General features: G+C 71.0%; 23 protein-coding genes and 1 pseudogene. 20 read left to right on the top strand and 4 right to left on the bottom strand.

Annotation, left to right across the window (positions count from 1 at the left end; translation table 11 throughout):
• Positions 1-4 precede the first annotated feature (4 nt).
• Positions 5-901 (top strand): tRNA (adenine-N1)-methyltransferase, encoded by an 897-nt coding sequence (locus AB0F18_RS09635; protein ID WP_362056751.1) that lies wholly within the window; start codon positions 5-7, stop codon positions 899-901.
• Positions 902-1,184: 283 nt separating this feature from the next.
• Positions 1,185-1,688, top strand: a complete 504-nt coding sequence (locus AB0F18_RS09630) for a hypothetical protein (RefSeq protein ID WP_362056909.1) — start codon at positions 1,185-1,187, stop codon at positions 1,686-1,688.
• A gap of 4 nt (positions 1,689-1,692) precedes the next feature.
• Here the strand turns inward: AB0F18_RS09630 and AB0F18_RS09625 are convergent, their stop codons facing one another.
• Entirely contained in the window at positions 1,693-2,013 is a 321-nt protein-coding gene (locus tag AB0F18_RS09625; RefSeq protein WP_362056749.1) for a ferredoxin, read from the bottom strand.
• Positions 2,014-2,277: 264 nt separating this feature from the next.
• Between AB0F18_RS09625 and arc the strand changes: the two genes are divergently transcribed.
• The 5 genes from arc to prcA all read left to right on the top strand — a co-directional run bounded on the left by arc (position 2,278) and on the right by prcA (position 8,053).
• A complete protein-coding gene (gene arc, locus AB0F18_RS09620; protein ID WP_362056746.1) occupies positions 2,278-4,044 on the top strand; it encodes a proteasome ATPase in 1,767 nt (588 codons plus the stop codon).
• Positions 4,045-4,291: 247 nt separating this feature from the next.
• Positions 4,292-5,803: a depupylase/deamidase Dop gene (dop, locus tag AB0F18_RS09615; protein ID WP_362056743.1), complete on the top strand. Its 1,512-nt coding sequence runs from the start codon at positions 4,292-4,294 to the stop codon at positions 5,801-5,803.
• Between the two features lie 174 nt (positions 5,804-5,977).
• Positions 5,978-6,190, top strand: a complete 213-nt coding sequence (locus AB0F18_RS09610) for a ubiquitin-like protein Pup (RefSeq protein WP_042803062.1) — start codon at positions 5,978-5,980, stop codon at positions 6,188-6,190.
• 218 nt (positions 6,191-6,408) lie between these two features.
• Positions 6,409-7,248: a proteasome subunit beta gene (prcB, locus tag AB0F18_RS09605; RefSeq protein ID WP_362056740.1), complete on the top strand. Its 840-nt coding sequence runs from the start codon at positions 6,409-6,411 to the stop codon at positions 7,246-7,248.
• Between the two features lie 40 nt (positions 7,249-7,288).
• Positions 7,289-8,053: a proteasome subunit alpha gene (gene prcA, locus AB0F18_RS09600; RefSeq protein ID WP_362056737.1), complete on the top strand. Its 765-nt coding sequence runs from the start codon at positions 7,289-7,291 to the stop codon at positions 8,051-8,053.
• 62 nt (positions 8,054-8,115) lie between these two features.
• Here the strand turns inward: prcA and AB0F18_RS09595 are convergent, their stop codons facing one another.
• A complete protein-coding gene (locus AB0F18_RS09595; protein ID WP_362056734.1) occupies positions 8,116-9,114 on the bottom strand; it encodes a LacI family DNA-binding transcriptional regulator in 999 nt (332 codons plus the stop codon).
• A 137-nt stretch (positions 9,115-9,251) separates the two neighbouring features.
• Between AB0F18_RS09595 and AB0F18_RS09590 the strand changes: the two are divergent.
• From AB0F18_RS09590 to AB0F18_RS09530, 13 genes and pseudogenes are all read left to right on the top strand, one after another.
• A pseudogene (locus AB0F18_RS09590) lies at positions 9,252-10,539 on the top strand (MFS transporter).
• Positions 10,540-10,548: 9 nt separating this feature from the next.
• Entirely contained in the window at positions 10,549-11,910 is a 1,362-nt protein-coding gene (pafA, locus tag AB0F18_RS09585; RefSeq protein ID WP_079425272.1) for a Pup--protein ligase, read from the top strand.
• Positions 11,911-12,038: 128 nt separating this feature from the next.
• Positions 12,039-13,046 (top strand): FKBP-type peptidyl-prolyl cis-trans isomerase, encoded by a 1,008-nt coding sequence (locus AB0F18_RS09580; protein WP_362056731.1) that lies wholly within the window; start codon positions 12,039-12,041, stop codon positions 13,044-13,046.
• A gap of 55 nt (positions 13,047-13,101) precedes the next feature.
• Complete coding sequence (locus AB0F18_RS09575) at positions 13,102-13,494, top strand: FKBP-type peptidyl-prolyl cis-trans isomerase (RefSeq protein WP_362056729.1); 393 nt, start codon at positions 13,102-13,104, stop codon at positions 13,492-13,494.
• Positions 13,495-13,621: 127 nt separating this feature from the next.
• Positions 13,622-14,578, top strand: a complete 957-nt coding sequence (locus tag AB0F18_RS09570; RefSeq protein ID WP_362056726.1) for a WYL domain-containing protein — start codon at positions 13,622-13,624, stop codon at positions 14,576-14,578.
• A gap of 43 nt (positions 14,579-14,621) precedes the next feature.
• Positions 14,622-15,590, top strand: a complete 969-nt coding sequence (locus AB0F18_RS09565) for a WYL domain-containing protein (protein WP_362056723.1) — start codon at positions 14,622-14,624, stop codon at positions 15,588-15,590.
• A gap of 15 nt (positions 15,591-15,605) precedes the next feature.
• Entirely contained in the window at positions 15,606-15,839 is a 234-nt protein-coding gene (locus AB0F18_RS09560; RefSeq protein ID WP_362056720.1) for a hypothetical protein, read from the top strand.
• A gap of 23 nt (positions 15,840-15,862) precedes the next feature.
• Positions 15,863-16,075: a hypothetical protein gene (locus AB0F18_RS09555; RefSeq protein WP_362056717.1), complete on the top strand. Its 213-nt coding sequence runs from the start codon at positions 15,863-15,865 to the stop codon at positions 16,073-16,075.
• A 188-nt stretch (positions 16,076-16,263) separates the two neighbouring features.
• A complete protein-coding gene (gene tatA, locus AB0F18_RS09550; protein ID WP_362056714.1) occupies positions 16,264-16,554 on the top strand; it encodes a Sec-independent protein translocase subunit TatA in 291 nt (96 codons plus the stop codon).
• Between the two features lie 57 nt (positions 16,555-16,611).
• On the top strand, positions 16,612-17,577 hold the full coding sequence (tatC, locus tag AB0F18_RS09545; protein WP_362056711.1) for a twin-arginine translocase subunit TatC: 966 nt from the start codon (positions 16,612-16,614) through the stop codon (positions 17,575-17,577).
• 44 nt (positions 17,578-17,621) lie between these two features.
• Positions 17,622-18,509 carry a diacylglycerol kinase gene (locus AB0F18_RS09540; protein WP_362056708.1) on the top strand — a complete coding sequence of 296 codons (888 nt, stop codon included), beginning with the start codon at positions 17,622-17,624 and terminating at the stop codon, positions 18,507-18,509.
• 46 nt (positions 18,510-18,555) lie between these two features.
• Complete coding sequence (locus AB0F18_RS09535) at positions 18,556-21,408, top strand: DEAD/DEAH box helicase (RefSeq protein WP_362056705.1); 2,853 nt, start codon at positions 18,556-18,558, stop codon at positions 21,406-21,408.
• Between the two features lie 90 nt (positions 21,409-21,498).
• The gene (locus tag AB0F18_RS09530; protein ID WP_362056703.1) at positions 21,499-22,149 is read left to right on the top strand and encodes a helix-turn-helix domain-containing protein; all 651 of its coding nucleotides are present in this window, start codon (positions 21,499-21,501) and stop codon (positions 22,147-22,149) included.
• Here AB0F18_RS09530 and AB0F18_RS09525 read toward each other — a convergent pair.
• Together AB0F18_RS09525 and AB0F18_RS09520 are read right to left on the bottom strand one after the other, a co-directional pair.
• A complete protein-coding gene (locus tag AB0F18_RS09525) occupies positions 22,146-23,126 on the bottom strand; it encodes a pseudouridine synthase (RefSeq protein WP_362056701.1) in 981 nt (326 codons plus the stop codon). The genes AB0F18_RS09530 and AB0F18_RS09525 overlap by 4 nt on opposite strands.
• Before the next feature lie 18 nt (positions 23,127-23,144).
• The gene (locus AB0F18_RS09520; RefSeq protein ID WP_362056699.1) at positions 23,145-24,701 is read right to left on the bottom strand and encodes a serine hydrolase; all 1,557 of its coding nucleotides are present in this window, start codon (positions 24,699-24,701) and stop codon (positions 23,145-23,147) included.
• Positions 24,702-24,867 lie beyond the last annotated feature (166 nt).

Genomic DNA, 24,867 nt, shown 5'->3' with positions numbered 1-24,867 from the left:
TCACATGTCCGAACCGACCGGTGCCGCCCGCCGACGCGGGCCCTTCGAGGTCGGGGACCAGGTACAGCTGACCGACCCCAAGGGCCGCCACTACACGTTCACGCTCGAAGCCGGGAAGAATTTCCACACCCACAAGGGTTCCTTCCCGCACGACGAGCTGATCGGCGCTCCCGAGGGCAGCGTTGTCCGCACCACCGGCAACGTCGCCTACCTCGCGCTGCGCCCCCTGCTCCCCGACTATGTCCTGTCCATGCCCCGCGGCGCCGCCGTGGTCTACCCCAAGGACGCGGGCCAGATCCTGGCCTTCGCCGACATCTTCCCCGGCGCCCGCGTCGTGGAAGCGGGGGTGGGCTCCGGCTCCCTGAGTAGCTTCCTGCTGCGCGCCATCGGCGACCAGGGCATGCTCCACAGCTACGAGCGCCGCGCGGACTTCGCCGAGATCGCCACCGCCAACGTGGAGCGCTACTTCGGCGGCCCCCACCCGGCGTGGAAGCTGACCGTCGGCGACCTCCAGGACAACCTGTCCGACACCGACGTCGACCGCGTGATCCTGGACATGCTCGCCCCCTGGGAGTGCCTGGAGGCGGTCAAGAAGGCGCTGGTCCCCGGCGGCATCCTCTGCTGCTACGTGGCCACCACCACCCAGCTGTCCAAGACCGTCGAGTCCATCCGCGAGATCGGCTGCTTCGCCGAACCGCAGCCCTGGGAATCGATGATCCGCAACTGGCACGTCGAGGGCCTCGCCGTCCGCCCGGACCACCGGATGATCGGCCACACCGGCTTCCTCGTCACCGCCCGCCGCCTCGCCGACGGCGTCGAGCCGCCCATGCGCCGCCGCCGCCCCGCCAAGGGCGCCTACGGCGAGGACTACGACGGCCCCGGCAGCGACCGCTCCGCGTAGCCGCCGACCCACCAACACGAAAGCGCTGTGGCGCAGTTACCGGACCGACCCGGGAACTGCGCCACAGCGCCTTTTCGTTGCCGCCCCCGCGCACGCGGACCCGGCCGTTCCACCCCGGTGTGAGGTGTGGCACGATGCTGGCTCACCGTCACCCTTCGCACAGGAGACACCAAGCGTGACGCACAGCCCCACCGACCCGTCCCCGTCGTGGGAAGACCTGTCGCCCGAAGACCTCGCGCACCACCGCACGAAACCCGTCCACTGGGTGGCCACCGCCACCGCCATGGCCGCCGTCATAGCCGGCGCGGGCCTGCTCCAGCCCGGCCGGGCCACCGGGGCCACCCCCGGACCCGGGCCGTCGAGCGGCCCGCAGGCCGCCGCGCCCGACGCACAGGCGGCCCCGTACCCCCTCGACTGCAAGGGCGCCGCGCACACCGTCACCGCCACCGCCGAGGGCGACCTCGACGGCGACGGCCGCCCCGAGACCGTGGCGGCCGTCCGCTGCGACGCCGGCTCCGGCACCCCGCCCCACGCCATCTACGTACTGACGCAGCAGGCCGGCCCCGGGGCCACGCCCCGCGTTGTGGCCACCCTGCTCGACCCCGCCAGGCGGCAGACCGCCACCGACCTCACCGTGCGCGACCGGACCGTCACCGCGAACCTCCTGGGCTATTCCTCGCCCGCGGTCCCGCGCTACAGCCCCGACGTCAAGCAGTTCGCCAAGTGGCGTTGGACCGGCGGGAAATTCCGCCAGGAGCTGACGGACTCGACCGCCGGACGTGTTTGAACCGTCACTCGGCGTCCGGGCCGTACACCTCGACCCTGTCCGAAACGCGCCTTACGTGAATACAGTCGCCCGGACATTCCTTCGCCGAGTCGACCACGTCCCGCAGGAGCGTGAGGGGAACCGGAGTCGTCGCTCCCGCCTCCACGAGGAGCTCGTCCTCGGGGCTCTTCACGTACGCCAGACCGTCGATGTCCAGCTCGAACACCTCCGGGGCGTACTGGACGCAGATGCCGTCCCCGGTGCAGAGGTCCTGGTCGATCCAGACCTCAAGCGGCTCTCCGGCTCCGCCGGCACCGCCCGTCGGGGCGTCCTGCTGCACGGTCATATCTCCTGCCGTTCCCTGCGCTGACCGACCCGTTCCGGAGGCGGCTCTCGGCAAGTCGCGCGGGCCCGGACGGGTGTTGAACTCCTCGACCTTACAACCGGCTGCTTTCCGATGTTGAAGGGTGGGTATTTCCCTGGCGTGAGGGAGTACGCAAGGGTGAAGATCGGACACACCCCTACCGTCTTTGTGATCTAGGGGTTTCAATCACCACCAGCCCAGGTAGGGTCAGGAAGCGTCCAGCTCCCCTTGGAGGAGGTGAGGACCGTGGCAGCCCACGACGACGACATCAACCGCGGCATCCGGCCCGGGCGAGGGTCTGAGGACCCCGCTGGCCAGGTTGCCTATCTCGAGCAGGAAATCGCCGTCCTGCGACGCAAGCTCGCCGACTCTCCGCGTCACACGAGGATTCTCGAAGAGCGGATCGTCGAGCTCCAGACGAATCTGGCAGGCGTCTCCGCGCAGAACGAACGACTGGCGAATACCCTCCGTGAGGCCCGGGACCAGATCGTGGCCCTCAAAGAGGAAGTCGACCGGCTCGCACAGCCGCCGGCCGGCTTCGGTGTCTTCCTTCAGGCGAACGAGGACGGCACCGTCGACATCTTCACCGGCGGCCGCAAGCTCCGTGTGAACGTCAGCCCCAGCGTCGACCCGGAAGACCTCCGGCGCGGCCAGGAGGTCATGCTCAACGAAGCGCTCAACGTGGTCGAGGCCATGGAGTTCGAGCGCGCCGGGGACATCGTCACCCTCAAGGAGATCCTGGAGGACGGCGAGCGCGCCCTGGTGGTCGGGCACACCGACGAGGAGAGGGTGGTGAGGCTCGCCGAGCCGCTCCTGGACATCACCATCCGCCCCGGCGACGCCCTCCTGCTCGAACCCCGCTCCGGCTACGTCTACGAGGTGGTCCCCAAGAGCGAGGTCGAGGACCTCGTCCTCGAAGAGGTCCCGGACATCGACTACGACAAGATCGGCGGCCTGGGCGACCAGATCGAGCTGATCCGCGACGCGGTCGAGCTCCCCTACCTCTACCCGGACCTCTTCAAGGAACACGAACTGCGGCCCCCGAAGGGCATCCTGCTCTACGGCCCGCCCGGATGCGGCAAGACGCTCATCGCCAAGGCCGTCGCCAACTCCCTTGCCAAGAAGGTCGCGGAGGTCACCGGACAGGCGGCGGGCAAGTCCTACTTCCTGAACATCAAGGGCCCCGAGCTCCTCAACAAGTACGTCGGCGAGACCGAGCGGCACATCCGCCTCGTCTTCCAGCGTGCCCGGGAGAAGGCGAGCGAGGGTACCCCCGTCATCGTCTTCTTCGACGAGATGGAGTCCCTCTTCCGCACCCGCGGATCCGGCGTCAGCTCGGACGTGGAGAACACCATCGTCCCCCAGCTGCTCGCCGAGATCGACGGCGTGGAGGGCCTGGAGAACGTCATCGTCATCGGCGCCTCCAACCGCGAGGACATGATCGACCCGGCCATCCTGCGGCCCGGCCGCCTCGACGTGAAGATCAAGATCGAGCGCCCGGACGCCGAGGCCGCGAAGGACATCTTCGCGAAGTACCTGAAGGCCTCGCTCCCGCTGCACACGGACGACCTGAACGAACACTCCGGCTCGCCCGAGGTGGCCGTCCACAGCATGATCCAGACCGTCGTCGAGCAGATGTACGCGGAATCCGAGGAAAACCGCTTCCTTGAGGTCACGTACGCCAATGGCGACAAGGAAGTCCTGTACTTCAAGGACTTCAACTCCGGAGCGATGATCCAGAACATCGTCGACCGGGCGAAGAAGATGGCCATCAAGGCCTTCCTCGAACACAACCAGAAGGGCCTGCGCGTCTCCCACCTCCTCCAGGCTTGCGTGGACGAGTTCAAGGAGAACGAGGACCTGCCGAACACCACCAACCCGGACGACTGGGCCCGGATCTCCGGAAAGAAGGGCGAGCGGATCGTATTCATCCGCACCCTCGTCACCGGAAAGCAGGGCGCGGACACCGGACGCTCCATCGACACGGTGGCGAATACCGGTCAGTACCTCTGACGGCACGAGGCGGCTGCGGGTGCCTCACGGGGCACCCGCGGCCGTCTTCTTTACCGCCCGCCTTTTCCGGCCGTGACAAGGCGAAGTCAATGACTGAAATGATCTCCCCACCAGCGCGGAGTGGTTCTAGGCTCTTCCGTACCGCCGGTCGCGCAGTGCGGGACGGGCACCGCACATGACGCACCGGAGCACCAGCGGTACTTGAGCGCCGCCCCGAACGGGAGCGCCGCCGGGCAAGGAGGGCCGCATGACCGTACGGCGAGTAATGGGGATCGAGACGGAGTACGGGATCTCCGTTCCGGGCCACCCGAACGCCAATGCCATGCTCACCTCGTCCCAGATCGTCAACGCCTACGCGGCGGCGATGCACCGGGCGCGACGCGCCCGCTGGGACTTCGAGGAGGAGAACCCGCTGCGGGACGCCCGCGGCTTCGACCTCGCCCGCGAGGCCGCCGACAGCAGCCAGCTGACCGACGAGGACATCGGCCTCGCCAACGTCATCCTCACCAACGGGGCGCGGCTCTACGTCGACCACGCGCACCCCGAGTACAGCTCGCCGGAGGTCACCAACCCCCTCGACGCGGTGCTCTGGGACAAGGCCGGCGAGCGGATCATGGCCGAGGCCGCCGAGCGGGCCGCCCAGCTGCCCGGGGCCCAGCCGATCCACCTCTACAAGAACAACACGGACAACAAGGGCGCCTCCTACGGCACGCACGAGAACTACCTGATGAAGCGGGAGACCCCCTTCTCGGACATCGTGCGCCACCTGACGCCCTTCTTCGTCTCCCGCCAGGTGGTCACCGGCGCCGGCCGGATCGGCATCGGCCAGGACGGCCGCGAGCACGGCTTCCAGATCAGCCAGCGCGCGGACTACTTCGAGGTCGAGGTCGGGCTGGAGACCACCCTCAAGCGCCCCATCATCAACACCCGCGACGAGCCCCACTCGGACGCGGAGAAGTACCGCCGGCTCCACGTGATCATCGGGGACGCGAACCTCTCCGAGATCTCCACGTACCTCAAGCTGGGCACGACCGCGCTGGTCCTGTCCATGATCGAGGACGGGTTCGTCAGCGTCGACCTGGCCGTGGACCAGCCGGTGCGCACCCTGCACCAGGTCTCCCACGATCCGGACCTCCGGCACCTGATCACGCTCCGCAGCGGGCGCACCCTGACCGCCGTACAACTCCAGATGGAGTACTTCGAGCTGGCCAGGAAGTACGTGGACGAGCGGTTCGGCGCCGACGCCGACGAGCAGACCAAGGACGTCCTGAGCCGCTGGGAGGACGTGCTGGGCCGGCTGGAGACCGACCCGATGAGCCTGGCGGGCGAGCTGGACTGGATCGCCAAGCGGGAGATCCTGGAGGGCTACCGCAGGCGCGACGGACTGGGCTGGGACGCGGCACGGCTGCACCTGGTGGACCTCCAGTACTCGGACGTGCGCCCCGAGAAGGGGCTGTACAACCGCCTGGTGGCCCGAGGGAAGATGAAGCGGCTGCTGGAGGAGCCGGCCGTGGAGCGGGCCGAGAGCAAGCCCCCGGAGGACACCCGGGCGTACTTCCGCGGCCGCTGCCTGGAGCAGTACGCGGACGACGTCGCGGCGGCCTCCTGGGACTCGGTGATCTTCGACCTCCCGGGCCGCGATTCCCTCCAGCGGGTCCCGACCCTGGAGCCCCTCAGGGGCACCCGCAAGCACGTCAAGGAGCTCCTGGACCGCTGCCGCACGGCGGAGGACCTGGTGCGGGTGCTTTCGGGACAGTGAGCGGGCCTGAAAAGCCTCCGGTCAGGGAATCATGAAAGCAGCCGGACGTTGTGAAAGTACGGGGACGAATGTCGGACCCTCCTTGTAGGGTCCGGCATAGGGTCTGATCTTGAGAGGTCCCGAATCCCGGGGTCTCTCCGTGTGAGCGTGCGAACCGAGCGGGGTGAGGTAGACATGGCGACCAAGGACACCGGCGGCGGACAGCAGAAGGCCACTCGCTCGACCGAGGAGGTCGAGGAGCAGGCCGCGGAAGCGCAGTCCGACCTCAAGGAGCGGCAGGAGAAGCTCTCGGACGACGTCGACTCGGTACTCGACGAAATCGATGATGTGCTCGAGGAGAACGCCGAGGACTTCGTGCGGTCCTTCGTGCAAAAGGGTGGCCAGTAACACCATTTGATCTTCGAATCGAAGGTCATTTGCTGGGGTGGGGGTATGTCCACGAGAGCCGTCCGGTGTCGTGCCGGCGTCGTGGGGCGCTGGCTCCCACCCTGGAGCGGGCCCCGGGTCCCGACGGATCACGATCATCGGACGGGTAGGGTCCGGGGCGTAGTTCAAGATCGGCCGGACGTCACAGGGCGTGCAGCCGCATACGTGGAAGGAAACCTGTGGAACCCAACACTCGTGGCACAGGGCGTCTACCGGCAGCCTTCCTGACGCCGGGGTCGTCGTCCTTCATGGACTTCCTGGGCGCGCACGCGCCCGAGATGCTGCCGGGCAACCGGAAGCTCCCCGAGGGGATCGTCGAGGCCCCGCACGGGACGACCATCGTCGCCGCGACCTTCCCCGGCGGGGTCGTCCTCGCCGGTGACCGGCGCGCGACCATGGGGAACATGATCGCGCAGCGGGACATCGAGAAGGTGTTCCCGGCCGACGAGTACTCCGCGGTGGGCATCGCCGGTACGGCCGGCCTGGCCGTGGAGATGGTCAAGCTGTTCCAGCTGGAGCTGGAGCACTTCGAGAAGGTCGAAGGGGCGACGCTGTCGCTGGAGGGCAAGGCGAACCGGCTCTCGACCATGATCCGGAGCAATCTGGGGATGGCCATGCAGGGGCTGGCGGTCGTGCCGCTGTTCGCGGGGTACGACGAGGCGAAGGAGAAGGGCCGGATCTTCTCCTACGACGTGACCGGCGGCCGCTCCGAGGAGCACGGCTACGCCGCCACCGGTTCCGGTTCCATCTTCGCCCGGGGCTCCATGAAGAAGCTCTACCGCCCCGACCTGACGGAGGAGCAGGCCACCACGCTGGTCGTGCAGGCGCTGTACGACGCCGCCGACGACGACTCGGCGACCGGCGGGCCGGACCTGTACCGCCACATCTACCCCATCGTCACCGTCATCACCGACGAGGGCTTCCGCAGGCTGGACGAGGACGAGTCGCAGTCGCTCGCCCGCAAGGTGACGGACCGCCGGCTCCAGGAGCCCGACGGTCCGCGCGCCGCCCTGCTCTGACCAGTCCTCTCGTCGCCCAGAAGAAAGGGACGGACAACCGGTGTCGACTCCGTTCTATGTGTCACCCCAGCAGGCCATGGCCGACCGGGCGGAATACGCCCGGAAGGGCATCGCCCGCGGCCGCAGCCTCGTCGTGCTGCAGTACGCCGACGGCATCGTGTTCGTCGGCGAGAACCCGTCCCGTGCGCTGCACAAGTTCAGCGAGATCTACGACCGGATCGGCTTCGCGGCCGCCGGCAAGTACAACGAGTACGAGAACCTGCGGATCGGTGGCGTGCGCTACGCCGATCTGCGCGGATACACCTACGACCGTGACGATGTGACGGCGCGTGGGCTGGCGAACGTCTACGCGCAGACCCTCGGCACCATCTTCTCCTCGGCCGGCGAGAAGCCGTACGAGGTGGAGCTGGTGGTGGCGGAGGTCGGTGCGACGGCCGCCGGGGACCAGATCTACCGGCTGCCGCACGACGGCTCGATCGTGGACGAGCACGGCTCGGTCGCGGTCGGCGGCAACGCGGAGCAGATCAGCAACTACCTCGACCAGCGGCACCAGGACGGGATGAACCTGTCCGAGGCGCTGAAGCTGGCGGTGCAGGCGCTGTCCAGCCAGGCCGGCGGGGCGGACAAGGCCATCCCGGCGGAGCGGCTGGAGGTCGCGGTGCTGGACCGTACGCGGTCGCAGCAGCGCAAGTTCAAGCGGATCCGGGGCCGGCAGCTGGCGCGGCTGCTGGAGGCGGAGGTTCCGGCCGCCGCCCAGGTGGATGCCGTGTCGAACGACGAGGCGCCGGAGGACGACGCCGAGTAGCGGTGGGAGTCCGGGAGGCCCCGGCCCGCCCCGCACGGGGGCGGGCCGGGGCCTTCGCCGTGTCAGGGGGCGGGGGCGGGGCCCGTGGAGTCGCGGACGACGAGGTCGACGGGGATGTCGGGGGCGGTCCAGGGGTTGCCCTCCAGGACGGCGAGGAGGGCGGTCATGCCCTGTTCGCCGACCTGCTCGGCGGGCAGGCGGACGGTGGTGAGCTCGGGTTCGACGGCGGTGGCCAGGCCGAGGTCGTCGATGCCGGTGACGGAGAGGTCCTCCGGGACGCGCAGGCCCAGGCGCCGGGCGGCCTTGCAGACGCCGGCGGCCAGGACGTCGTCGTCGCAGAGCACGGCGGTGGGCCGGTCCCCGGGGGCCGTCAGGGCCGTCTCCATGGCCGTACGGGCGGCGTCCACGCTGAGGGCGGCCCGTACCGTGCGCAGCTCGGTGCCGGGGCCCAGGAGGTCCGCGAGGGCGCGGGCGCGGATGTGGAAGGTCCAGGTGTCGACGTCGGCGGCGAGGTGGAGGAGGCGCCGGTGGCCGAGGCCGAGGAGGTGTTCGGCGGCCTGGCGGACGCCGTCGGCCATGGCGAGGTTGACGTGGGCGGCGGCGCGGCCGGAGGCGGGGTCGCTGTCGAGCATGACGAGGGGGAGGTCGTCGCCGCCGATGGCGTCGAGGGCTCCGGCGGCCATGGAGGAGGCGATGACCCCGTCGAGGGCGGCGCGGGCGGAGGCGAAGGGGTCGCGGGCGGGGCCGGTGCCGTCGGGGGAGGGGTAGAGGACGACGCCGAAGCCGTGGGCGGCGGCGACGCGGGCGGCGCCGGTGTAGACGCGGGCGAAGAACTCGTTGGTGAGGGCGGGGACGACGAGGAGGGCGGTGCGGGTGCTGCCGAGGCGCAGGTTGCGGGCGGCGAGGTTGGGGCGGTAGCCGAGGGTGGAGGCGGCTTCGCGGACGAGGGCGGCGGTGCGTTCGGAGACGCGGCCGCGCCATTTGTCGCCGAGGACGAGGGAGACGGTGGCCTGGGAGACCCCGGCGGCGGTGGCGACGTCGCGGCTGGTGGGTCTCGTCACAGGAAACTCCTGAAGTGCCAGGTGGGGCGGGTGGGGCTGGTCCGCGGGGTGGACCCCGGGTCTGCGGCCATGGTACGTATGACGGGTCGAGTTATACGTATTACCCCGGCGGAGAGTCCGGGCAGAAGGGGGCGCACATGGCCGCGGGATACGCGGAGCTGCTCAGGACCCGGTACGCGGCGAGGCTCCTGGCGGGCACGCTGCTGGGCCGGCTGCCGAACGGCACCGCCGCCATCGCGATCGTCCTCTTCATCCGCTCCGAGGGGGGCAGCTACAGCCTCGCGGGCGCGCTGGCCGCCGCGTACGGGCTGGCCAACGCCGTGGGGCAGCCGCTGCTGGGCCGGGCGGTGGACCTGTACGGGCAGCCGCGGGTGCAGCTTCCGGCCGCGCTGGTCTCGGCGCTGGGCATGGTGTGGCTGGCCGTCGCCGGCACGGGTTCGATGGCCGCCGCCTACGCGGCGGTGCTGGTCTCCGGCCTGTTCACCCCGCCCCTGGAGGGCGGACTGCGGGCCCTGTGGCCGTCGGTGCTCGGCGGCCGTGAGGAGCGGGTGCACGCCGCGTACGCGATGGACGCGGTGGCCCAGGAGATCATGTACACGGTCGGCCCGCTGCTGGTCACCCTGTGCGTCGCCCTGTGGTCGCCGGCCGTGGCGCTGCTCGTGCTCAACGGCGTGGGCGTCGTGGGCGTGCTGATGGTGATCCTCTCCGAGCCCTCCCGCACCTGGCGCTCCGCCCCGCGCGAGGCCCACTGGCTGGGCGCGCTGCGCTCGCGCGGGCTGCTGGCGCTGCTGGGCGCATTCTTCTTCGTCGGCATGGCGCTGGGCTCGATCGCGGTGGCGGCCGTTGCGTACGCGGACGGGCACGGCGGCCAGGCGGTGTACGGCTGGCTGATGGCGGCGCTGGGCCTGGGCGCACTGGTCGGCGGTGTGGTCTACGGCGGCCGGCAGTGGGCGGGGGCCCCGGAGCGCCGGCTGCGGCTGCTGGTGGGCCTGCTGGCCGTGGGCTACCTGCCGCTGATGCTGAGCGTCGGGCCGGTGGCGATGACGGCGCTGGCCGCGCTGTCGGGCGTGTTCCTGGCGCCTTCGCTGGCCTGTGCGTTCATCGTGGTCGACCGGCACGCTCCGGCGGGCACGGTGACCGAGGCCTTCTCCTGGCTGGTGACCTTCTTCGGGGTGGGCGCGGCCCTCGGCACGGCGGTGGCCGGTCCGGCGGTGGAACTGGGCGGGACGACGGCCGGTTTCGCGGTGGCGGGCGGCGCGGGCGTGGCCGCCCTGCTGGTCCTGACGGCCACTCAGTCCGTGCTGGCCGGCGGCGGCCGCAGCCGGGCCGTGGCGGGCTCCGAAGGGGCTTCCGCGGAGCAGTTGATCAAAAACTGATCCGAACGCCGCTCTCGAACCCGGTTTCAGAAGAGGGCAGAAGGCGTAATGTTCAGTCATGGACCGCCGCATTTTCGGGCTGGAGAACGAGTACGGCGTCACGTGCACGTTCAGGGGACAGCGCCGACTGTCTCCTGACGAAGTGGCGCGCTACCTCTTCCGCCGTGTTGTGTCATGGGGCCGCAGCAGCAATGTCTTCCTGCGGAACGGCGCCCGCCTGTACCTCGACGTGGGATCGCATCCGGAATATGCAACTCCCGAATGCGACAGCCTGACCGAACTGGTCACTCACGACAAGGCCGGCGAGCGCATTCTCGAAGGCCTGCTCGTCGACGCCGAACGCCGCCTGCACGAGGAGGGAATCGCGGGCGACGTCTACCTGTTCAAGAACAACACCGACTCGGCGGGCAATTCGTACGGCTGCCACGAGAACTACCTCGTGGCCCGGCACGGTGAATTCTCCCGTCTGGCGGACATCCTCATTCCCTTCCTCGTGACGCGCCAGCTGATCTGCGGCGCGGGGAAGGTGCTGCAGACCCCCCGGGGCGCGGTCTACTGCGTCAGCCAGCGGGCCGAGCACATCTGGGAGGGCGTCAGCTCCGCCACCACCCGTTCCCGGCCGATCATCAACACCCGCGACGAGCCGCACGCGGACGCGGAGCGCTACCGCCGCCTCCACGTGATCGTCGGCGACTCCAACATGTCCGAGACGACCATGCTGCTCAAGGTCGGCGCCACCGACCTCGTCCTGCGCATGATCGAGGCGGGCACGGTGATGCGGGACCTGACCCTGGAGAACCCGATCCGGGCGATCCGCGAGGTCAGCCACGACATCACCGGCCAGCGCAAGGTGCGCCTGGCCAGCGGCCGCGAGGCCTCCGCCCTGGAGATCCAGCGCGAGTACTACGACAAGGCGCTGGACTTCGCCGAACGGCGGGGGATCCGCACCGGCGTCGTGGAGCGGGTGCTGGAGCTGTGGGGCCGCACCCTCGACGCCATCGAGGCCGAGGACCTGGACCGGATCGGCCGCGAGATCGACTGGGTCATGAAGTACCAGCTGATCGAGCGCTACCGGGCCAAGCACAACATGACCATGTCCAACCCGCGGGTCGCCCAGATAGACCTCGCGTACCACGACATCCACCGCCGGCGCGGCCTGTACTACCTGCTGGAGCGCAAGGGACAGGCCGAGCGGGTCTGCAACGACCTGAAGATCTTCGAGGGCAAGTCGGTGCCCCCGCAGACCACCAGGGCGAGGCTGCGCGGTGACTTCATCCGCCGGGCGCAGGAGCAGCGGCGGGACTTCACCGTGGACTGGGTGCACCTCAAGCTCAACGACCAGGCGCAGCGCACCGTGCTGTGCAAGGACCCGTTCCGGTCGGTGGACGACCGGGTGGAGAAGCTCATCGCCGGTATGTGACCGGTCCGGCAGGGGGCCCCGTACGCGTGCGCGTGCGGGGTCTTCGCATGCCAGAGCCTTGTGGCGCAGGGGCCAGCCCGTAGAGTGGGCCGCTACGACGGACCATTCCAGCGACCCTGAGGACCATTGTGCGACGCCGACTTGCTGCCGCGCTCATCGTGCCGGCTCTGATGCTCACCGCAGCCTGCGGAGGGGGCGACGACTCGGGGAAGAAGAAGGACTCCTCTCCCTCCGCCGACGCCTCCAAGCCCGCCGAGGTGCCGAAGCCGGTCGCGTCGGCCGACCCGATGCCGACGGTGGCCGGTGACGCGGGCAAGAAGGCCGAGATCACCATCCCCAAGGGTGAGCCGAGCGGCAAGTTCGTGGTGAACGTCCTCAAGGACGGCACCGGCCCGGAGATCAAGAAGGACGATCTCGTGGTCACCAAGTACACGGGCAAGGTCTGGAAGAGCGGCAAGGAGCTCCAGGGCTCCTACGACAAGGACGGCCAGCCGGTCGTCGTCCCGGCCGGTTCGCAGCAGATCCTCCCGCTGTTCAGCGACGCCGTCCTCGGCAAGAAGGTCGGCAGCCGTCTGCTGGTCGTGGCCCCGCCGGCCGCGGCCTTCGGCGACCAGGGCCAGCCGCAGCTGGGCGTGGGCCCGAAGGACAACCTGGTCTTCGTGATGGACCTCGACACGGTCATGCCGAAGAAGGCCGAGGGCACCCAGGCCCCCATCCCGTCGGACCTGCCGCAGGTCAAGGCCGACGAGGAGAAGGCCGCGACGATCACGATCCCGAAGAACGACCCGCCGAAGGAGCTGGTCGACAAGGTCCTGATCGAGGGCAAGGGCGCGGAGGTCAAGTCCGGCCAGACCGTGTACATGCAGTACAGCGGTGCGGCCTGGGCGCCGAACGCCGGCAAGGACTCCGCCAAGCTCTTCGACACCTCCTGGAAGACGGGCGCCCCGTTCTCGACGAAGATCGGCGAGGGCCAGGTCATCGAGGGCTGGGACAAGGGTCTCGTGGGCAAGAAGGTCGGAAGCCGCGTCCTGCTGGTGATCCCGCCGGAGCAGGCCTACAAGGACCAGGCCAAGGGCGAGGACCTGCCGGCCAACTCCACCCTCGTCTTCGTCGTGGACATCGTCGGAGCAGTGTAAGACTGGTGAGGTCGCCCCTTTCCGCCTCCGCGGTGAGGGGCCCGCATTCGTACGCATGAGGAGCAGTTCCGTGAGCGACAAGCTCGAAAAGCCCGAGATCGACTTCCCCGATTTCCCGGTCCCGGACGACCTGGTCATCGAGGACATCTGGGTGGGCGACGGCGCCGAGGCCAAGGCCAACTCCATGGTCTCCGTCCACTACGTGGGCGTGGCCTACTCCACCGGCGAGGAGTTCGACGCCTCCTGGAACCGCCGCTCCCCGCTGCAGTTCAAGCTGGGTGCCGGCCAGGTCATCACCGGCTGGGACCGCGGTATCCAGGGCATGAAGGTCGGCGGCCGCCGCAAGCTGGTGATCCCCGCCCACCTCGCCTACGGCGACCGCGGCGCGGGCGCCGCCATCAAGCCGGGCGAGACGCTGATCTTCGTCTGCGACCTGATGGCCGCCTGATCCACGGGCTGTCACCGCGCAGGGCCCCCGCCGTGAGGCGGGGGCCCTCGCTTTTGTCCGGGAGCGCCTTGGCGGTACGGTCAACGGTCACGAGCGTGTGTGTCCTGGAAGTGGGGGAAGGGCGTCGATGGCGATTGCCAAGGCCGAGCGGCTGATGAACCTGGCGCTGTGTCTGCTGGGGACCCGACGTCCCCTCAGCAAGCGTGAGCTGCGCGGTTCGATCGAGGCCTACCTGGAAGCCGGGAACGACGACTCCTTCAACCGCATGTTCGAGCGGGACAAGGACGACCTGCGGGAACTCGGCCTGGTCATCGAGACGGTGGAGAACCTGGAGGGCGAGACCGGCTACCTCGCCCGCCGCGACAGCAACCGGCTGCCGCCCGTCTCCCTGGACACCGAGGAGGCCGCCGCCCTGGGGCTGGCCGCCAAGGTCTGGCAGCAGGCCCGCCTCGCGGGCGCGGCCAGCGGAGCGCTGCAGAAGCTGCGCGCCGGCGGGATGCCGGAGGCCGGCGACCCGTACGAGGGCCAGCACAGCGCGATCGAGCCGCGCATCCCCGTCCACGAGGCGGCCTTCGAGCCGCTGATGCTGGCCTGCCGCGACCGCCGGCCCGTGGTCTTCGACTACCGCAAGTCCAACGCCGCCCGGCCCGAGCCGCGCCAGGTCGAGCCGTGGGCCCTGGAGTGCTGGCGGGGCCACTGGTACCTGGCCGGCTACGACCGCGACCGCGGCGCGGAGCGGGTGTTCCGGCTCTCCCGGATCACCGGCAAGGTCCGCTCGCGCGCCGGGAAGTACACCGCCGGGGTACCGGACGTGGTGACCGTGCGGGAGACCGTCGCGGCCTGGGCCGGCGAGGGCGCCCAGCGCTCGGCGCTGATCCGGCTGCGCGCCGGGGCCGGCTATCCGCTGCGGGCCAAGGCCACCGAGGTCCGCGAGGGCACCGACGGCTGGGACGAGCTGGAGATCCCGTACGGGCACGGGCTGGACGCCTGGCTCGTGGAGTTCGGCCCCGACGTCGTGGTGGTGGAACCCGCCGACCTGCGGGCCGACGTGGTGGACCGGCTGCGCGCCGTCGCCCAGGGCTGACCGGAACTTCACTAGCAACGCCCTGAGGGGGAGACCTACCAGCATGGCCGCGAACGCCATCGACCAGACCCGCCGGATGCTGTCCCTGGTGACCTACCTGCGCGAGCGCCCCGGAGCGCACGTCGCGGACGTCGCCCGCGCCTTCGGGATCACCGAGGACGAGCTGATCTCGGACCTCGACGTGCTGCCCATGTGCGGCACCAGCTTCCGCGGCGGGGACCTGCTCGACATCGACACCGACGGCGACCGCATCTGGTGGCACAACGCCGACGCCTCGGGGGAGTCCACCGCCGAGCCGCTGCGCCTGGCCGCCGACGAGGCCACGTCCCTGCTGGTCGCCGCCCGGGCGGTCGCGACCCTGCCGGGCCTGCGCGAGAGCGACCGGGACGCACTGCTGCGGGCCACCGCCAAGCTGGAGGCGGCCGCCGGCGAGGCCGCCGGGGCCAGCTCCCGGCTGTCGGTGACCTTCGAGTCCGAGGGCGGGGTCTTCGCCGACGTCGACCGGGCCATCTCCGAGCGGCGCCGGCTGTGGCTGCGCTACTACTCGCCCGCCCGCGACGAGCTCACCGAGCGCACCGTCGACCCGATCCGGCTCTTCGCGGTGGGGCACACCTACCTGGAGGGGTGGTGCCACCTCTCGGAGGCCCGGCGCACCTTCCGCCTGGACCGGGTGGCCGAGATCCGCCTCCTCGACGAGCGCGCCGAGCCGCCGGCCATCGAGCCCCGCGACCTGTCCGAGGGCCTGGTCCAGCCGGCCGCCGAGGACCCGGAGGTGGTCGTCGAGGTCGGCCCCGGCGGCCGCTGGGTGGCCGAGTACTACCCGCACGACAGCGCCGAGGAGCTCTCCGACGGGGGCCTGCGGATCGTGCTGCGCAGCCCCGACCCGGCCTCCCTGCGCCGCCTGGCGCTGCGCCTGGGCCGCGACGGCCGGATCGTCTCGCCCCCGGAGCTGGCACAGAGCGCCCGCAGGGCCGCCACAGAAGCACTCGCGGGGTACGGGGAACAGGTCTAGAGGGAGAGCGGAGAGATGTCGCCATCTTCCGGTCCGGAACCGGTCACCTTCAAGGCCGCCTGTCCCGAGTGCCGGGCGCGTTTCGAGCTCGCGGCGGACGCCCTGCGGCTGGCGATCGGCGGCAGCCGGCGGACCACCTTCTACTCCTTCACCTGCCCCGAGTGCGCCGCCCAGGTCCGCAAACCCGCCGGTGAGCGCATCGTGGAGCTGCTGACCGGCGGGGGAGTGAGCACCCTGCGCAGCCTGTGAGACGGGCGCGCTAGGCTCGTCCCATGCTGTGGCCGATGTTTGCGATTGCCCTGGGATTCCTCGGGGTCGCCGTCCTGTCCGTGCAGGCCCTGCGGGTCTTCCGGGAGGTGCGGCGGCTTTCGGGGCAGGTGGCCCTGGCCAGCCGCCGGATCACCGAGGCCTCGGGTGACCTGGAGCGGGCCGCGACCGACCTGGCCGGAGCGGCACGCCGCGAGGGAAGCTTCACCAGCATGTAGTCCTCAGGATATGGAAACCGTGGGGGCGGACCCGTACCGTTCGGAGCCGCAGTCAAGCGCGGACACCCCCGGGGATTGCCGGGCGTTAACCCTCGGGGGTTACGATCCATGTCAGAGAGGTGCCGGACGTCTGTTCCGGTATCGCGAGGCCACCACAACCAGCCGTCTCGGTGAGAAGGAAGACACACATGATCGGCAATCTGAAGCCCCTTGAGATCCTCCTGATCATCGCTGTCATCGTGCTGCTGTTCGGTGCCAAGAAGCTCCCCGAGATGGCCCGCTCGCTCGGCAAGTCGGCCCGCATCCTCAAGAGCGAGGCCAAGGCCATGAAGAAGGACGGCGAGGCCGACGACGCGCCCGCCGCCGCCCCGGCCGCCGACGCCCAGCAGCCCGTGGCCCCGCGCACCATCCAGGCCGCGCCCGGCGACGTCACCAGCTCCCGTCCGGTCGGCGAGCCGGGCCGCACCACCCAGGGCTGAGCCCCGGGGGGTCACCCCCAGCACGCCGGTCATTTGCAACGAGACAAGGGACGTGGGTTGCTCAAGTCTGCCCGCAAGCAGGAGAAACGAGATCGGCTTCCGAAGGACGCCGAAGGGCGGATGCCGCTCGTCGAGCACCTGCGTGAGCTGAGAAACCGCCTGCTGAAGTCGGTGCTGGCGATCGTCGTGGTCACGATCGTCGCCGCGTACTACTTCCGGCCGATCATCGACTTCCTGCTGGAGCCGATGCTCTCCTCCGTCGGCTGCGTCAACGGGGCCACCCACCAGAGCAACGGCGCCCCCTGCGCCGAGATGACCGCCAACGGCCTGACCGGGCCCTTCTCCATCGCGCTGAAGGTCGGCCTCTCCGCGGGCCTGGTGCTGTCCGCACCGGTCTGGCTCTACCAGCTGTGGGCGTTCGCCGCCCCCGGCCTGCACAAGAACGAGAAGCGGTACACGCTCAGCTTCGTCGCCGTCGGCGCGCCGCTGTTCCTGGCCGGCGCGGTCCTCGCGTACAAGATCCTCCCGCAGACCGCGGAGATCCTCCTCGGCTTCACCCCCGACCACGTCAAGAACCTGCTGCCGGTCGACGACTACCTCGACCTGGTCACGCGCATGGTCGTGGTCTTCGGCCTCGCCTTCGAGCTCCCGCTGATCCTGGTCCTGCTGAACTTCACCGGAGTGCTCAGCGCCAAGCGGCTGGCCAGCTGGTGGCGGGCCATGGTCCTCGGCATCACGATCTTCGCGGCCTTCGCCACGCCCACCGGCGACCCGGTCACCATGCTGACCCTGGCTTCGCCGATCGTGGCCCTCTACTTCCTCGCCCTCGGGATCTGCCTCCTCAACGACCGCCGTCGCCGGCGCGCCAACCCGGACGCCGACCTCGACGACGACGAGGCCTCGGACCTGGACCTCACCCCCTCGTCGATCGGCGCGACGGACACGGCCCCGGCCCCCTCCGTCCTGCCCGAGCAGTCCGACGGCGGACGCCGCCAGATCAACGGTTACGACGACGCCACCTGACCTGTAGATTCTCCCCCAGCTACCGCTGGGAGGGGGCCCAGGTGATGAGTGCGGAGATCACCCTCTTCGTCAATCCCACCGCAGGACGCGGCCGGGGCGCGCACGCCGCGCAGCCGGCCGCTTCCGCGCTCCGGGAGGCCGGATTCTCGGTCCGGACCGTCGTCGGCACGGACGCCGCCGACGCCCTGGCCCGGCTGCGCGCCGCCGTCCGCGAGGGCACCGGCGCCGTGATCGCGGTGGGCGGCGACGGGATGGTCTCCCTCGCCCTCCAGGCCCTGGCCGGCACCCTGGTACCGCTCGGCGTGGTCGCGGCCGGCACCGGCAACGACTTCGCGCGGGCCATGGGACTGCCCGTACGGGAACCTGCCCGGGCGGGCCGGCTGGCCGCCGAGGCCCTCAAGGAGGGCCGGATCCGCGAGACCGACCTCGGCCGGGTCGCGGACACCTGGTACGGGACCGTGCTGTGCTCCGGCTTCGACTCGCGGGTCAACGACCGCGGCAACCGGATGCGGCTGCCGCTGGGCCGCTTCAAGTACGACCTGGCCATCCTCGCCGAGCTGGCCGCCTTCCGGCCCGTGCCCTACCGGATCACCCTCGACGACGGGCCCGTGATCGAGACCGAGGCCACGCTGGTGGCCGTCGGCAACGGCTCCTCGTACGGCGGCGGGATGCGCATCTGCGCGGACGCCGTGCCCGACGACGGGCTCTTCGACGTCACGATCGTCGGCGACTGCAGCCGCGCGACCCTGCTGAAGGTGTTCCCGCAGGTCTACAAGGGCACGCACCTCACGCACCCCGCGGTCACCGTCCACCGGGCCGCGAAGGTCGTCCTGGAGGCACCGGACCTGACCGCCTACGCCGACGGGGAACCCCTCGGCCCCCTCCCGGTGACCGCCGAATGCGCTCCCGGGGCCCTCAGGCTGATCACTTAAATGATCGCGACTGTTGTCGGAGGCGGCGGGTAGGCTCGACAGCAAGATGACCGAAGAACTCTCACCCGCCGAGCGGTACGCCGCTGCCCGGATCCGCGCCGCCGAAGAGGCCTCCGCCCTGGCCCCCTTCCGCGACATGTACGAATTCGACCTGGACCCGTACCAGGTCGAGGCCTGCAAGGCACTGGAGGCCGGCAAAGGCGTCCTGGTGGCCGCCCCGACCGGCTCGGGCAAGACCATCGTGGGCGAGTTCGCCGTGCACCTCGCCCTCCAGCAGGGGCGCAAGTGCTTCTACACGACGCCCATCAAGGCGCTGTCGAACCAGAAGTACGCCGACCTCGTCAAGCGCTACGGCGCCGACAAGGTCGGCCTGCTGACCGGTGACAACAGCGTCAACGGCGACGCGTCCGTGGTCGTGATGACCACCGAGGTCCTGCGCAACATGCTGTACGCGGGCTCCCAGGCGCTGAGCGGGCTCGGCTACGTCGTGATGGACGAGGTGCACTACCTCTCCGACCGGTTCCGCGGCGCCGTCTGGGAGGAAGTGATCATCCACCTCCCCGAGTCGGTGACCCTGGTGTCGCTCTCCGCCACCGTCTCCAACGCCGAGGAGTTCGGCGACTGGCTCGACGCCGTGCGCGGCGACACCGAGGTGATCGTCTCCGAGGAGCGGCCCGTACCGCTGTGGCAGCACGTCATGGCCGGCCGCCGGATCTACGACCTCTTCGAGGAGGAGTCCGACCACGGAGGCCGCGGCTCCGCCCGCCGCGAGGTCAACCCCGACCTCCTGCGCATGGCCCGCGAGGAGAACAGCCGCACCTACAGCCCCAAGGACCGGCGGCGCGGCAAGATGGTCCGCGAGGCCGACCGCGAGCGCGAACGCCGCTCCCGCAGCCGGATCTGGACCCCCGGCCGCCCCGAGGTCATCGCCCGCCTCGACAACGACGACCTGCTGCCCGCGATCAACTTCATCTTCAGCCGGGCCGGCTGCGAGGCCGCCGTCCAGCAGTGCCTGTACGCGGGCCTGCGGCTCAACGACGACACCGCACGGCTGAAGGTCCGCGAGCTCGTCGAGGAGCGCACCGCCTCCATCCCCGCCGAGGACCTCCACGTCCTGGGCTACTACGAGTGGCTCGAAGGCCTGGAGCGCGGCATCGCCGCCCACCACGCGGGCATGCTCCCCACCTTCAAGGAGGTCGTGGAGGAACTGTTCGTCCGCGGCCTCGTGAAGGCCGTCTTCGCCACCGAGACCCTCGCCCTGGGCATCAACATGCCCGCGCGCACGGTCATCCTGGAGAAGCTCGTCAAGTGGAACGGCGAACAGCACGCCGACATCACCCCCGGCGAGTACACCCAGCTCACCGGCCGGGCCGGACGCCGCGGCATCGACGTCGAGGGCCACGCCGTGGTGCTCTGGCAGCGCGGCATGGACCCGGTGCAGCTCGCCGGACTCGCCGGCACCCGCACCTATCCGCTGCGCTCCAGCTTCAGGCCCTCGTACAACATGGCCGTCAACCTGGTCTCCCAGTTCGGGCGGCACCGCTCCCGCGAACTGCTGGAGACCTCCTTCGCACAGTTCCAGGCCGACCGCTCGGTCGTCGGGATCTCCCGCCAGGTCCAGCGCAACGAGGAGGGCCTGGAGGGCTACCGCGAGGGCATGACCTGCCACCTCGGCGACTTCGAGGAGTACGCGCGGCTGCGCCGCGAACTCAAGGACCGCGAGACCGAACTGGCCAAGCAGGGGGCGGCGCAGCGCCGCGCCCAGGCGGCCGGCTCGCTGGAGCGGCTCAAGCCCGGCGACATCATCCACGTCCCCACCGGCAAGTTCGCCGGCCTCGCCCTGGTCCTCGACCCGGGCGTGCCGGCCGGGCGGGTCCACGGACACCGCGGGTACGAGTACGCCGAGGGCCCCCGCCCGCTGGTGCTCACCGCCGAGCGGCAGGTCAAGCGGCTCGCCGCGATCGACTTCCCGGTGCCGGTCGAGGCCATCGACCGGATGCGGATCCCGAAGACCTTCAACCCGCGCTCCCCGCAGTCCCGCCGGGACCTGGCGACCGCCCTGCGCAACAAGGCCGGGCACGTCCACCCCGAGCGGCACCGGCGCGGCCGGGCCGAGGCGGCCGACGACCGCGAGATCGCCAGGCTGCGCGCCGAGCTGCGGGCGCACCCCTGCCACGGCTGCGACGAGCGGGAGGACCACGCCCGCTGGGCCGAGCGCTACCACCGGCTGAAGCGGGACACACAGCAGCTGGAGCGGCGCATCGAGGGCCGGACGAACACCATCGCCCGCACCTTCGACCGGATCCACGCGCTGCTGACCGAGCTGGACTACCTGCGCGAGGACGAGGTCACCGTGCACGGCAAGCGGCTGGCCCGGCTCTACGGCGAGCTCGACCTGCTGGCCTCGGAGTGTCTGCGCGAGGGGGTCTGGGAGGGGCTGAACCCGGCCGAACTGGCCGCCTGCGTCTCGGCGCTGGTCTTCGAGGCCCGTCAGTCCGACGACGCGGCCCCGCCGAAGGTGCCGAACGGTCCGGCGAAGGCGGCGCTGGGCGAGATGGTCCGCATCTGGGGCCGGCTCGACGCCCTGGAGGAGGAGCACCGCATCAACCAGGCGGAGGGCGTGGGCCAGCGCGAGCCGGACCTCGGCTTCGCGTGGGCGGCGTACCAGTGGGCCTCCGACAAGAGCCTGGACGAGGTACTGCGCGAGGCGGAGATGCCGGCCGGCGACTTCGTGCGCTGGTGCAAGCAGGTCATCGACGTCCTCGGGCAGATCGCGGCGGCGGCGCCGGCCTCCACCGCCCCGCCGTCCTCGGCGGGCGGGAGCACGGTGGCGAAGAACGCGCGCAAGGCCGTCGACGCCCTGCTGCGGGGCGTAGTGGCCTACAGCTCGGTCGGGTAGCCCTTTTTGGGGCTTCCTCCGAAGCCGTCGATGGCCGGATCTCATCTCTTGCCATGATCGTTCAGTGGTGTCCTGTGCGACGATCGGATCATGAGTGGGGGAACGGGCGAAGGGCCGAGACGGGTCGGCCGTCCGCGTGCTGATCAGCTGAGACCGTCGAGCGGCCGGCCGCCGCGCGAGGAACTCCTCTGCGCGGCGGCCGAGCTGTTCACCGTACGCGGATACGCGGCCACCACCACGCGGGCGGTCGCCGAACGGGCCGGAATGCGCCAGGCCACGATGTACCACTACTTCGGCGGCAAGGAGGAACTCCTCGCCGAACTCCTGGAGTCCACGGTGGCTCCCTCGCTCGTGCTCTCCCGCCGGCTGCTGGCCGAGACCGACCGCCCCGCCGCGCGTCGGCTGTGGGAGCTGTGCCGCTCGGACGTGCTCCTGCTGTGCGGGGGGCCGTACAACCTGGGCGCCCTCTACCTGCTGCCCGAGCTGGACCGGCCCCGGCTGGGCCGCTTCCGGCGGATGCGCGACGAACTGCGCGACAACTACCGGGCGTTGCTCCACGCCACCCCTGTCGGCGCCGAACTGGCCGGGGACACGTCCGGACTGGCCCTGCGCAACGACCTGGTCTTCGGCCTGATCGAGGGCGTCATGCTGATCCGCCGCTCCGACCCGGCCCGCCCGGTGGCGGCCTTCGCGGAGGCCGCCGCGGACGCGGCGCTGCGGATCGCCGGGGTGGCGCGCTAGGCCGTCTGTCCGGGGGTGGGGCCGGCTTCCCAGCCCTGCGGGTCGTCCCAGGCCTGGAGGGTCAGCCCCGTCTCCAGCCGGTGGACGAGACCCGTGACCGGGTCGGTGAAGGACAGGGTCCGGGCCAGCAGCTGGAGCGGACGCCGGTAGTCCGACGGGTCGGCCGGCTCGGCGACCACCGGGTAGACCGGGTCGCCCAGGATGGGCAGGCCCAGGCCGTTCATGTGCACCCGCAGCTGGTGGGTGCGGCCCGTGTGCGGGGTCAGCCGGTAGCGGCCCACCGTGCCCCGGGTCCCGGTGAGTTCGACCAGGCTCTCGGCGTTGGGCTCGGCGTCCGGTACCTCGACCGCCGCCATCACCCCGCGGACCTTCTCGATGTGGCTGCGCACCGTCCGGGGCAGGGTGACGCCGGGGTCGTAGGCGGCGAGGGCCTCGTACTCCTTGCGGACCCGCCGCTGCTGGAAGAGGAGCTGGTAGGCGCCGCGGTCCTCGGGGCGGATGCTGAACATCACCAGTCCGGCCGTCATCCGGTCCAGGCGGTGCGCCGGGCTGAGCGCGGGCAGGTCCAGCTCCCGGCGCAGCCGGGCCAGGGCGGTCTGCGTGACGTGGCTGCCGCGCGGGGTGGTCGCCAGGAAGTGCGGCTTGTCCACCACCAGCAGGTGCCGGTCGCGGTAGACGACGCGCAGGGGGAAGGGCACGGGCGGCTCGGCCGGCATGTCCCGGTGGAACCAGAGCCAGCCCCCGGGCTCGTACGGGTCCTGCGGCCGCAGCACCCGCCCGCCCTCGCCGAGCACCCGGCCGCCGGCGAGCAGCCGGGCCATCGACTCGGCGCCGCGGGTGCCGGCGTAGCGCTCGGTCAGGTAGTCGCCCAGGTGCGGCCAGCGTCCCCCGGGGTCGGGGGGAAGGCGCATCCGGACCGGGTCGATGCCGTCCTGCTGGGGGAGGGGTGCGGGCGGGATGTGGGATCTGCGGCTCATCGGGACCAGGGTAGGCGGCTACTTCCGGGTGAAGGTGCCCAGGTGCTCGGCGTCCAGGTACTCGATGCGGACCGTGCCGTCGGAGAAGAACACCCCGGTGCGGCCGACGGCGTTCTCGCCGGCGGTCTCGAAGCTGAACGTGTCGCCGTCGTAGTGGGTGAGGGGGAAGCGCAGGGGCTTCGGGCCGAGGGAGAGGGTCAGGGCGCCCTTGGCGTCGGCGGTGACGGTGAGGGGGCCGTAGAAGGGGTTCCGGTAGGTCCCCGTGTAGGTGCCGGCCTCGCGGGCGGGCTCGGCGGCGGCGGGCGGGTGCGCGTAGTCGGTGCGGGAGCGGTGGCCTTCGTTCAGCTCCTGCGCGTACAGCGCGCCGGTCAGGGCCAGCCAGTCGGCGGTCGGCTTGCCGTGCTCGGCGGTGTCGAAGAAGTCCAGGGCGATCGTGTCGGCCTGGCCGACCGGGGCGGCGTTGGTCAGGACGACGATGCCGAGCTGTTCGAGCGGGAGCAGGGTGACGTTGGTGTTGGCGCCGAGTTCGAAGCCGCCCGAGTGGCCCAGGCGCAGCCGGCCGGCGTCGTCGTAGCTGACGTTCCAGCCGAGCCCGTAGAACTGGGGGACCCCGCGCAGGGTGTCGGCCTGCGAGACGATCTCGGGCAGGCGGGTGCGGTTCAGGGTGTCGGCGGGGATGATCCGCTTCCCGTCGAGGACGCCGTCGCCGAGCTGGAGGCGCAGCCAGCGGGCCATGTCGCGGGCGGTGGAACTGACCCCGCCGGCCGGGGCCTGGGCGTCGGGGTCGCGCACGTAGCGGGGGCTCCAGATGCCGGCGCCGTTCTTCGACGTGCCCGTCTTCACGTGGCCGTAGGCGCGGTCGGGGGCGTGCGCGAAGGCGGAGAACTCGGCGCTCGTGTGCGTCATCCCGGCGGGCTTGAAGAGGGTGTCCGCGCTGAGCTTCTGCCAGGTGGTGCCGTGGGCGCGGGCGACGGCCTCGGCGGCGGCGGTGAGGCCGAAGTTGGTGTAGGCGTAGCTGGAGCGGAAGGGGGTGAGGGGCTCCTCGCGGAGGTGGCCGAGGATGTACGACCGGTCGTAGCCGAGGTCCTCCAGGAGGTCGCCGGCGTGGTCGGGGAGGCCGCTGCGGTGGGAGAACAGGTCGGCGGGGGTGACGTGGGAGGTCACCCAGGGGTCCTTCAGGGCGAAGCCGGGGAGGGAGGAGGCGAGGGGCTCGTCCCAGGCGTCGGGGTCCTTGAGGGCGCCGGCGACGACGGTGGAGGAGATCGGCTTCGAGACGGAGGCGAGCTGGAAGACGGTGTCCGGGTCGACCTTGGCGGACTCGCCGGTGCGGCGGAGGCCGAAGCCCTTCAGGTAGAGCACCTTGTCGCGGTGGACGACGGCCACCGCCACGCCGGGGATGCCGGTGCGGCGCATCACGTCCGCGACGGCGGCGTCGAGGCCGGCCACGGCCTTGGCGACGGCGGCGTCGCTGATGCGGGGTTTGGGGGGCGGGGGAGGGGTCGGCTCCGCCGCGGCCGTGCCGACGGCCAGCAGTATCGCGGCCCCGGCCACTGCGGTGGCGCGGTGCGTACGCATGTCGCCATTGTGCCGTTCGGGTGGGTTCGGCGCGCGGTGTGGGCCGCTGCGCGGGGCGGAGGTCCCCTACCCACCCTTCGCCCGTTCCCTGGGGGCTCCGCCCCCAGACCCCCGCGCCTCAAACGCCGGCGGGGCCATAGATAGCCCGCGCGGCGTTTGAGCGCAC

Origin of the sequence: Streptomyces sp. NPDC029216, from assembly GCF_040648015.1 — a bacterium.
Lineage (GTDB): Bacteria > Actinomycetota > Actinomycetes > Streptomycetales > Streptomycetaceae > Streptomyces.
The sequence above is the reverse complement of the archived record's forward strand: the minus strand, read 5'-3'. Positions and strand labels throughout refer to the sequence as shown.

Bases quoted from the DNA above. Each gene is read 5' to 3' on its own strand.
- dop (WP_362056743.1), top strand. From the start codon at position 4,292: ATGACCGTACGGCGAGTAATGGGGATCGAGACGGAGTACGGGATCTCC.
- AB0F18_RS09520 (WP_362056699.1), bottom strand. From the start codon at position 24,701: ATGCGTACGCACCGCGCCACCGCAGTGGCCGGGGCCGCGATACTGCTG.
- AB0F18_RS09575 (WP_362056729.1), top strand. From the start codon at position 13,102: ATGAGGAGCAGTTCCGTGAGCGACAAGCTCGAAAAGCCCGAGATCGAC.
- pafA (WP_079425272.1), top strand. From the start codon at position 10,549: ATGGACCGCCGCATTTTCGGGCTGGAGAACGAGTACGGCGTCACGTGC.
- AB0F18_RS09555 (WP_362056717.1), top strand. From the start codon at position 15,863: ATGCTGTGGCCGATGTTTGCGATTGCCCTGGGATTCCTCGGGGTCGCC.
- AB0F18_RS09625 (WP_362056749.1), bottom strand. From the start codon at position 2,013: ATGACCGTGCAGCAGGACGCCCCGACGGGCGGTGCCGGCGGAGCCGGA.
- AB0F18_RS09525 (WP_362056701.1), bottom strand. From the start codon at position 23,126: ATGAGCCGCAGATCCCACATCCCGCCCGCACCCCTCCCCCAGCAGGAC.
- AB0F18_RS09565 (WP_362056723.1), top strand. From the start codon at position 14,622: ATGGCCGCGAACGCCATCGACCAGACCCGCCGGATGCTGTCCCTGGTG.
- AB0F18_RS09540 (WP_362056708.1), top strand. From the start codon at position 17,622: ATGAGTGCGGAGATCACCCTCTTCGTCAATCCCACCGCAGGACGCGGC.
- AB0F18_RS09610 (WP_042803062.1), top strand. From the start codon at position 5,978: ATGGCGACCAAGGACACCGGCGGCGGACAGCAGAAGGCCACTCGCTCG.
- AB0F18_RS09530 (WP_362056703.1), top strand. From the start codon at position 21,499: ATGAGTGGGGGAACGGGCGAAGGGCCGAGACGGGTCGGCCGTCCGCGT.
- AB0F18_RS09560 (WP_362056720.1), top strand. From the start codon at position 15,606: ATGTCGCCATCTTCCGGTCCGGAACCGGTCACCTTCAAGGCCGCCTGT.
- AB0F18_RS09630 (WP_362056909.1), top strand. From the start codon at position 1,185: ATGGCCGCCGTCATAGCCGGCGCGGGCCTGCTCCAGCCCGGCCGGGCC.
- AB0F18_RS09635 (WP_362056751.1), top strand. From the start codon at position 5: ATGTCCGAACCGACCGGTGCCGCCCGCCGACGCGGGCCCTTCGAGGTC.
- tatA (WP_362056714.1), top strand. From the start codon at position 16,264: ATGATCGGCAATCTGAAGCCCCTTGAGATCCTCCTGATCATCGCTGTC.
- AB0F18_RS09570 (WP_362056726.1), top strand. From the start codon at position 13,622: ATGGCGATTGCCAAGGCCGAGCGGCTGATGAACCTGGCGCTGTGTCTG.
- AB0F18_RS09535 (WP_362056705.1), top strand. From the start codon at position 18,556: ATGACCGAAGAACTCTCACCCGCCGAGCGGTACGCCGCTGCCCGGATC.